Here is a 7625-nt window from a genome sequence, read left to right as displayed (position 1 = left end):
CCCCGTCGGACGCCGCGGCGTCGAACCCCGCGCCGCCGAACCCCACGCCGGTGGAACCTGCGCCACCGGAACCCGCGCCCGGGCCGACCGGCGACGGGGCCCGGGTGTCCACCGCGATGTCCACCCCGGTGTTCATCCCGCCGGATCCCGCCATCGGGTCCGGAACGCCGTTCGACACCGGCACCCGGCACCACGAGGGCGGCGGCCCGGTCCCGGGCCGCGACATCGCCGCCACCCCGGGCGCGGTGGTGCTGCGCACCCCGATGTGCGAGCTGCTGCAGTACCTGCCGCAGACCGACGAGGTGCACGACGTGGCGGTGCTCGTCGTCGGGCCGCTGGCGCACCGCTACTACCTGGCCGACCTGGCGCCGCGACACTCGCTGGTCGAGCACCTGGTCCGGTCGCGGCACCAGGTGTTCGCGCTGTCCTGGCCCGATCCCGGCCCGGCCGAGCGGGGACGCGGCCTCGACGCCTACGTCGCGGCCGTGCTGGACGCCGTCGACGCCTGCACCCGGATTACCCGGCGCCCGCGGATCGCGCTGCTCGGGGTCCGCACCGGGGGCCTGCTCACCGCCGCCGTGCAGTCGCACCTGACCGCGATCGGGTCCGACGACCGGATCGCCGCATCGGTCTACCTGGCCACGGTGCTGGACCGGTCGGCGGCGATGCCCGGGTTCCGCCTCGACCCGGGCGCGATCCGCACGGCCACCGAGATCGCCGCCCGCGACGGCGTGCTGGAGGGCCCGGTCGCGGCCCGGTCCTGGACCTGGCGCCACGGCGGCGAGCAGGTCCGGCCCTACGAGGTCGTGCCGGCGTCGGTTCCGGACCTGCTCGCCGAACGGGCGCGCGAGGCGTTGCGGCACTGGTCCGGCGACCTGCTGCGGATGCCCGCCGCCCTACACGCCGACCTCGTCGCGCTGGCCTCGGCGGACGCCGCCCGCCCGGGCACGATCCCGGACACGACGGTCCTGGGGACGCCGCTGCAGCCACGGCGGCTGACCCGCGACGCCTACCTGGTCGCCGCCGCGGACGACCCGGTGCAGCGCTGGGCCGCCGGCTACCGGACCGCGGAGCTGCTCGGCGGCCCCTGCCGGATGGTGCTGGCCGGCGGCGACCGGGCCGGCGCGCTGCTCGTCCCCCCGGACCGCGCGTCCGGGGTGTCGTTCCGGGTCGGGGCGCACCCCGTCACGGCCGAGGCCTACGCCGGCCCGGACGACTGGCTGGCCCGCAGCCACGAGCAGCCCGGTTCCTGGTGGGACGACCTCACCGAGTGGCTGGGAGCCCGCTCCGGGACGTTGCGCGAGGCACCCCCGGAGCTCGGCGGGCGACGGCTGCACCCGCTGTTCCCGGCGCCGGGCACCTACCTGACCCGCTGACCGGGCCGGCGACGCGCACCCTACCTGTGTGCAGATGCACGTGCACCGCCCTGCGGGGCAGGTCAGCGCCCCGGCCGGTCGGCCCGTCCGGTCCGGACGGCCGCGCTCCGGCTGTCCCCGCCGCGGAACGGGACATACCCTCGTCGCCGATGGCCTCTCCCGTCGATCACTCCCCTGCCGAGCCCCGCCGCGTCCGGGCGCACGACGTCGTGGTCGGCGGCCGTTCGCTGCGTGTCGTCGTGCGGCCGGCGTCCGGGCCCGGCCCGCGCCGCACGCCGCTGCTGATCTGCAACGGGATCGGGGCGGCGACCGACGTGCTGGACCCGCTGGTGGACGCACTGCCGGCGAACCTGGACGTGATCCGCTTCGACCCGCCCGGGATCGGCGGCTCGGCGCTGCCGTCGCTGCCGTACCACCTGACCTGGATGGCGCACCGCCTCGGACAGGTGCTGACCCGGATGGGCGTGCGCGAGGTCGACGTCATGGGCTTCTCCTGGGGCGGGATGCTCGCCCAGCAGTTCGCGCTGTCGCGGCGTCGCCGGCTGCGCCGCCTGGTGCTGGCCGCGACCGGCACCGGCGCGTTGATGATCCCGGCCTCGCCGCGGGTGATGGCCGCGATGTCCACCCCGCGCCGGCACCAGGACCCCGGCTACGTCGACACGGTCGCGTCCCGGATCTACGGCGGCTCCATGCGCGAGCACCCGGAGCTGGCCGCGCAGGTGCTGGGCTCGAGCGCACGCCGCGGGCCGATGCGTGGCTACTACTACCAGCTGCTCGCGCTGTCGGGCTGGACCAGCCTGCCGATGCTCGGCTCGATCCGCGCCCCCACCCTGATCCTCGCCGGCGACGACGACCCGATGGTGCCCAACGGCAACGCGACGCTGCTCGCCCGCGGCATCCGCGACTCCCGGCTCGAGACCTACCACGGCGGTCACCTGGAGCTGCTCGTCTCCCCGGAGCGCTTCGCCCCGCTCATCGACGGATTCCTCACCGGGTGAGCGACCCGGCGCCGGTGGTCCCCGCCGTGACGTTGCGCCGCACCGCGGCCGACGATCTCCACCGCGTGTGGGAGATCGAGTCCGCACCGGACACGGCCGGATGGCTCGGCGAGCGTTCACCGGACTGGCACGCGGGCGCCCTCGGCGACCCGGACCGGGAGCACCTGCTCGTCCTCGACCGGGGTGACATCGTCGGTTTCGTGGTGCTGGCGGCGCCGCGCGGGACCGAGGAGGGGGTCGAGCTGCGCCGCCTGGCGATCGCGCCGCAGCACCGGGGCCGGGGCCTGGGCCGGGCAGCCCTGCGCGCCGTCCTCCGTCACGTCTTCGACTCGGCCGCCCCCGCGGGAGCGCCGGGCCGGGTGGACCGGGTGTGGCTGGACGTGAAGCCCGCCAACGTGCGGGCGCTCGCGCTCTACACGGGTGAGGGCTTCGTGCGCGAGCAGGAGCTACCGGCGTCGCCGGGCGAACCGGACGGCCCGGTCGCGCTGGTCATCCTCGCCCGGCACCGCGACCGGTGACGGCCGCCGGTGGCGACCGGTACCGGGTTCACTCGCCCGGCGGTTCCTTGGGCAGGCCCTCGAAGATCTCCTTGCACTCCGGGCAGACCGGGGAGCCGGGCTTCGGGGACTTGGTCACCGGGAACGTCTCGCCGCAGAGCGCCACCACCATGTTGCCCAGGACCGCGCTCTCGGCGATCTTGGACTTCTGGACGTAGTGGAACATCTTCGGCGTGTCGTCGCCGGTCTGTTCGGTCTCCTCCGGCCGGGTGTCGACCTCGGGCAGCGTCTGCGTGGACATGCCCCCATGATGCCCCATCCGACCGGCACGCGGGCGCCGGCGACCCCACCCCGCGCCGGACATGCCGCGGGCCCGGCCGACCGGAGTCGACCGGGCCCCCGGCGTGCGAGGTCAGTTCTCGATGACCGGGTGTTCGGTGGTCTCGAGCTCCTTGCGGTCACCGCGGTACCGGTTGACCTTCTCGGTCTTGCGCGGCAGGCGGTCGTTCGCGATGAGCACCGCGATCCAGGGCAACGGGATCGAGACGATCAGCAGGCTGACCGCCAACCACGGGATCTGATAGAAGACCACGGCAAGGATCATGCACGGGATCCGCATCCCCATCATGATCTTGTAGCGTCGCTTCCGGACCGCCAGCTCCTCCTCGTAGGACATCGCCGCGTCCGTGATGAGAACGGGGTCCGGCTCTCGCCGCTGGTCTGTCACATGACCACCTCCTTCCCCATGGTTGCACCCCGACCGTTCCGGCGCGCACCGACCGGGCACCGGCTCGGGCGACACCGGGGTCAGTGCTCGTCGGGGGTGGCGCCGAGCAACGGCTCGTCCGGCGAGCGCAGGTCGTGCCCGGGGAGCCCGCCCGGGTGCTCGCGGCGCACCCGGTCCAGGGCCGCGAGCGCGATCCCGAGGTGACGTCGCTTGCTGGTCTCGTAGAAGTCCCGCGCCCCGCCGGCCAGCTTCGGCGCCGCGTGCAGCGGCTTGTCCGACACGCACAGCAGGGTCGCGTTCGGGATCCGGTAGCGGAAGCCGTTGGCCGCGATCGTCGCCGACTCCATGTCCACCGCGACGCTGCGCGATGCCCGCATCCGGGCCAGCGTCGAGGACTGGTTGAGCTCCCAGTTCCGGTTGTCGGTGGTGTGCACGACGCCGAGCCGGTAGGTCGACCCGGCCGTGTCCAGGGCGTCGAGCAGGTAGGTGTTGAGGCGGTGGTTCGGGATCACCGGCACGTCCGCGGGCAGCACCTCGTCGAGCACGTGGTCGGCGCGCTGGTAGGCCGTGGCCAGCACGAAGTCGCCCAGCTCCTGGCGGTTCCGCAGGCCGCCGCAGTGCCCGATCATGATCATCGTGTCCGGCCGCAGCACGGCCAGGTGGTCGGTCACGGTCTTCGCGTTCGCCGGGCCGACCCCGATGTTGACCAGGCTCACCCCGTCGCCGCCGGGGCGCCGGTGGTGCCAGGCCGGCATCTGCACGCCGTCGCGGTCCGGGCCCTCGGAGTCCGGGAAGCGCTCCCGGAACGACTCGACGTGCATCGCGTAGTTGGTGAACAGCACGTGCCGCTCGAACGACTCCGCGGGCGTGCCGCAGTAGTGCGACAGGCGGTCCAGCGAGAGCGCCATCCGCTCCGGGCCGAACAGGAACAGCTTCTTCACCCGCAGGTCGAAGCGGTCCTCGTCGAGCGCGGCGAAGAAGTCCGGGTCGTCGAACGCGACCGCGGGACGCGAGGCCCGCACGGTGACCGTGGCACCGGAACGGACCAGCGACGACAGCTCCCGGTGCAGGTAGCCGCGGACCGCTCGCGGCCGCGCGAACTCCCCGCTGATCCGCGGGTTGTGCCGCGACCAGGGCCGCAGCACGTCGACCGCGGGGTACCAGCCGTCCTCGTGGACGGCGTCGAGCGCGTCCAGCAGGCGCTCCACCGCGTCCTCGACCTCGGGCCCGGACAGCGTGCCCGGCGCCTGCTCGACGACCGCGTGCTCGGACGCCGGGACGAGTCGGGACCCGGTCATCCGGTGCCCGCCTCGGCGTCGTCGTGACCGTGGGCGTGCAGCGTCCCCGTCGTCACCGCCTCGGCGGAGACGACCTCGAGCAGCCGGCGTCCGAGCCCGTCCGCCACCCGGTACCGGACGAGCCGGCCCTCGCGGTGCGCGGTGACCATGCCGTGCGCGCGCAGCAGGCGCAGCGCGTGCGACACGGCGCTGTCGCTCATCCGCACGGCCACCGCCAGGTCGGAGACGCACAGGTCCCCGGCGTGCTGCAGCGCGAGCAGGATGGAGAGCCGGTTGGCCTCCCCCAGCACGTCCAGGATCGTCGCCGCGTGGGCGACCTTGTCGACGTCGGACAGCACCGCGACGGCGTCGCAGACCTGGTCCGGGTCGATGACGCGCGCCCCACTGAGGGCCTCCGGGACCTTGTGCACGACAGCGATGCTAGTCCTGTCCGGACCCGTCGAGCGGGAGGAGGCGGCGTTTTGCGGCCCGGGCGAGGCGAACGTCCTACCCGGCGGAGGCGGCCCTCGCCGCCGCCTTGTTCGCCTTCTTCGTGTTGCGGACCTCGATCAGTGACGACGCGTCGACGACGTCCGCGGCCGACAGACGGGTGTTCGCGCGGCCGTAGTCACCGGCGGCCTTGCGCCAGCCGTAGGGCTGCACGCCGCGCTGCTTGCCCAGCAGCGCGAGGAAGATCTTGGCCTTCTGCTCGCCGTAGCCCGGCAGCGCCTTGAGCCTGCGCAGGACCTCGGCGCCGGTCGGCTTGTCACGGGTCCAGATCGCCTCGACGTCGCCGTCGTAGTTCTCGACCAGGTACTGGCACAGCGCCTGCACCCGCTTGGCCATCGACCCGCCGTAACGGTGGATCGCCGGCGGCGTGGTGGCCAACGTCGCGAACTCGTCGGGGTCGTAGTCGGCGATCACCCGCACGTCCAGGCCGCCGAGGCGCTCGTGGAGCTTCTGCGGCCCCTTGAACGCGATCTCCATCTGGATCTGCTGGTCGAGCAGCATCCCGATCAGCAACGCCAGCGGCTCGCGCTCGAGCAACGCATCGGCGTCGGGGTCCTGGGCGATGCACAGGCTGGTCATGCCGAACAGGATGGCACAGGCTTCTCAGGGTGCCACCGGCTCGTTCCGCAAGCTTCTCTCACGTCCCTCTCAGACGCGACAGGCACTATCGGTCGAAACGGAGAGAGGAGCCCGACCGTGGTCGCTTCCCTGCTCGGCCTGCTGCTGGTGCTGTTCCAGTTCGTCCTGATCGTCCGCGTCGTCGTCGACTGGATCGAGGTCCTGGGGTCCGGTCGCGGCGGGACCGCCCTGGTCACCGCGCGCCGCGTCACGCACACCCTCACCGAACCGGTCGTGGGCCCGGTCCGCCGCGTGATGGGCACGGTGCGGATGGGCAACGTCGGCCTCGACCTCTCGGTCGTGGTCGTCTTCCTGGTCCTCCTGGTGCTGCGCGTGGTCGTCGTCCCGCTGATCCCGTTCTGAGAGGCCATTGCCGTCGCGGGCCGTCGCCGGGGCCGTCGCGGGCCACCTCGGTCGGTGAGCACGGTCCAGCCGGGGTGGGCCCGGCATGATCGCCGTGGTCGAGTCGATGACGGTGCACGCCGCTCGGTCCTGCGTCGCTCGGCGGAGAGACGACCGACGGTCGACGGGTCACTCGACCCGCGCCGAATCCGCTGGATCCGCCCAGTTCGATGCGGTATAATCGAACATATGTTCGCCGCCGTTGACGACACTGCCCCGAGCGGGGAGCACCAGCCCCTCGAGGATCTGTGCCCGCACGGCATCCCCGCCTGGCTGTGCGCGGACCTCTGCCCCGAGAACGGCGGCTTCGACGACGAGCCCGACACCGCGGTGGTGGACCTCGACCAGACGCCGGGGGCCGGCTGGCATTGCAGTGCCAATCCGCCGGCGCGCTGCCCGAACTGCTCGCCGACGGCGAGGTACTCGACGTCGTCGAGGGCACCGAGTGCATCATCCGGTGGGCCAGCGGGCTCCGGACGCGGATGCTCGCCACCTTCGCCGACCGCCACCCCGCCGGCACCGCCGCCGCACCACCCGGAGCAGACGCCGTCGTCGGTGCCGCCCCGGTGGACCGGTGGCTGCCCGACGAGGTCGGACTCACCCTGGGCATCCCCCGCCTCGAAGCCTCCGCCGAGATCGCCCGCGCGCAGCGGTTCACCCACGTCCTGCCCGACACCCTCGCCGCCCTCGAACAGGGCCACATCGACGAACGACGCGCCGACGCCATCGCCCGCGCCACCGCCGTACTGCCCGACGACAAAGCCCGCGCCGTCGAAGCCGCCGTCCTGCCCAAAGCCCCCGACGCCACCCTGCGCCAACTACGTGACCGGCTACGGCGCGCGGTCGTGCGCGTCGACCCGGACGGGGAGTACCGCCGCCACAAGCAGGCGAACACCGAACGCCGAGTCACGATCCGCTCCCTCGACGACGGTATGGCCTCACTGTGGTTCTACGGCTCCGCCGAACAGATCGAGGCCGCCTGGCAGATGGCCGACCGCCTCGCCCGCGCCCTCGACCCCGACGACCCCCGCACCCTCGACCAACGCCGCTTCGACATCACCATGCAGGTGCTGCAGGGCCGACTCACCGTCACCGACCTGGCCGACGTCGACACCGCTGTCACCGAAATCCTCGCCGGCGACGCCGGGGAGACCTCGGGTGACGATGATGGCGCCTCCGCCGACGACGCGTCCGGCAGGGGCGAGGCCTCCGCCGATAAC

Annotated in this window: 10 protein-coding genes; 5 read left to right on the top strand and 5 right to left on the bottom strand. The window is 73.4% G+C overall.

What is annotated here, in order from left to right; genetic code table 11:
* Positions 1–116 precede the first annotated feature (116 nt).
* From I4I78_RS27340 to I4I78_RS27330, 3 genes are all read left to right on the top strand, one after another.
* Positions 117–1376 (top strand): hypothetical protein, encoded by a 1260-nt coding sequence (locus I4I78_RS27340; RefSeq protein WP_218614380.1) that lies wholly within the window; start codon positions 117–119, stop codon positions 1374–1376.
* A gap of 149 nt (positions 1377–1525) precedes the next feature.
* On the top strand, positions 1526–2374 hold the full coding sequence (locus I4I78_RS27335) for an alpha/beta fold hydrolase (protein ID WP_218614379.1): 849 nt from the start codon (positions 1526–1528) through the stop codon (positions 2372–2374).
* Positions 2371–2892: a GNAT family N-acetyltransferase gene (locus I4I78_RS27330; protein ID WP_218614378.1), complete on the top strand. Its 522-nt coding sequence runs from the start codon at positions 2371–2373 to the stop codon at positions 2890–2892. Before I4I78_RS27335 ends, I4I78_RS27330 begins: the two co-directional genes overlap by 4 nt.
* 28 nt (positions 2893–2920) lie before the next feature.
* Here I4I78_RS27330 and I4I78_RS27325 read toward each other — a convergent pair whose 3' ends face one another.
* The 5 genes from I4I78_RS27325 to I4I78_RS27305 form a co-directional block, all read right to left on the bottom strand.
* Positions 2921–3172: a DUF3039 domain-containing protein gene (locus tag I4I78_RS27325; protein WP_218614377.1), complete on the bottom strand. Its 252-nt coding sequence runs from the start codon at positions 3170–3172 to the stop codon at positions 2921–2923.
* A 111-nt stretch (positions 3173–3283) separates the two neighbouring features.
* Entirely contained in the window at positions 3284–3598 is a 315-nt protein-coding gene (locus tag I4I78_RS27320) for a DUF3099 domain-containing protein (protein ID WP_218614376.1), read from the bottom strand.
* 80 nt (positions 3599–3678) lie between these two features.
* Entirely contained in the window at positions 3679–4896 is a 1218-nt protein-coding gene (locus I4I78_RS27315) for an AMP nucleosidase (RefSeq protein ID WP_218614375.1), read from the bottom strand.
* A complete protein-coding gene (locus I4I78_RS27310; RefSeq protein ID WP_218614374.1) occupies positions 4893–5306 on the bottom strand; it encodes a metalloregulator ArsR/SmtB family transcription factor in 414 nt (137 codons plus the stop codon). Before I4I78_RS27310 ends, I4I78_RS27315 begins: the two co-directional genes overlap by 4 nt.
* A 76-nt stretch (positions 5307–5382) precedes the next feature.
* On the bottom strand, positions 5383–5964 hold the full coding sequence (locus tag I4I78_RS27305; protein ID WP_218614373.1) for an HhH-GPD-type base excision DNA repair protein: 582 nt from the start codon (positions 5962–5964) through the stop codon (positions 5383–5385).
* 117 nt (positions 5965–6081) lie between these two features.
* Here I4I78_RS27305 and I4I78_RS27300 point away from each other — a divergent pair, with 117 nt between their 5' ends.
* Together I4I78_RS27300 and I4I78_RS27295 are read left to right on the top strand one after the other, a co-directional pair.
* Positions 6082–6366, top strand: a complete 285-nt coding sequence (locus tag I4I78_RS27300) for a YggT family protein (RefSeq protein ID WP_308252388.1) — start codon at positions 6082–6084, stop codon at positions 6364–6366.
* Positions 6367–6773: 407 nt separating this feature from the next.
* Positions 6774–7625, top strand: an 852-nt coding sequence (locus I4I78_RS27295; protein WP_218614372.1) for a DUF222 domain-containing protein, incomplete at its 3' end; no start/stop codon positions are given.

Source organism: Pseudonocardia sp. KRD291, assembly GCF_019263595.1.
In the GTDB taxonomy this organism is placed as follows: Bacteria; Actinomycetota; Actinomycetes; order Mycobacteriales; family Pseudonocardiaceae; genus Pseudonocardia.
This window is presented reverse-complemented; position numbering and strand designations above follow the sequence as displayed.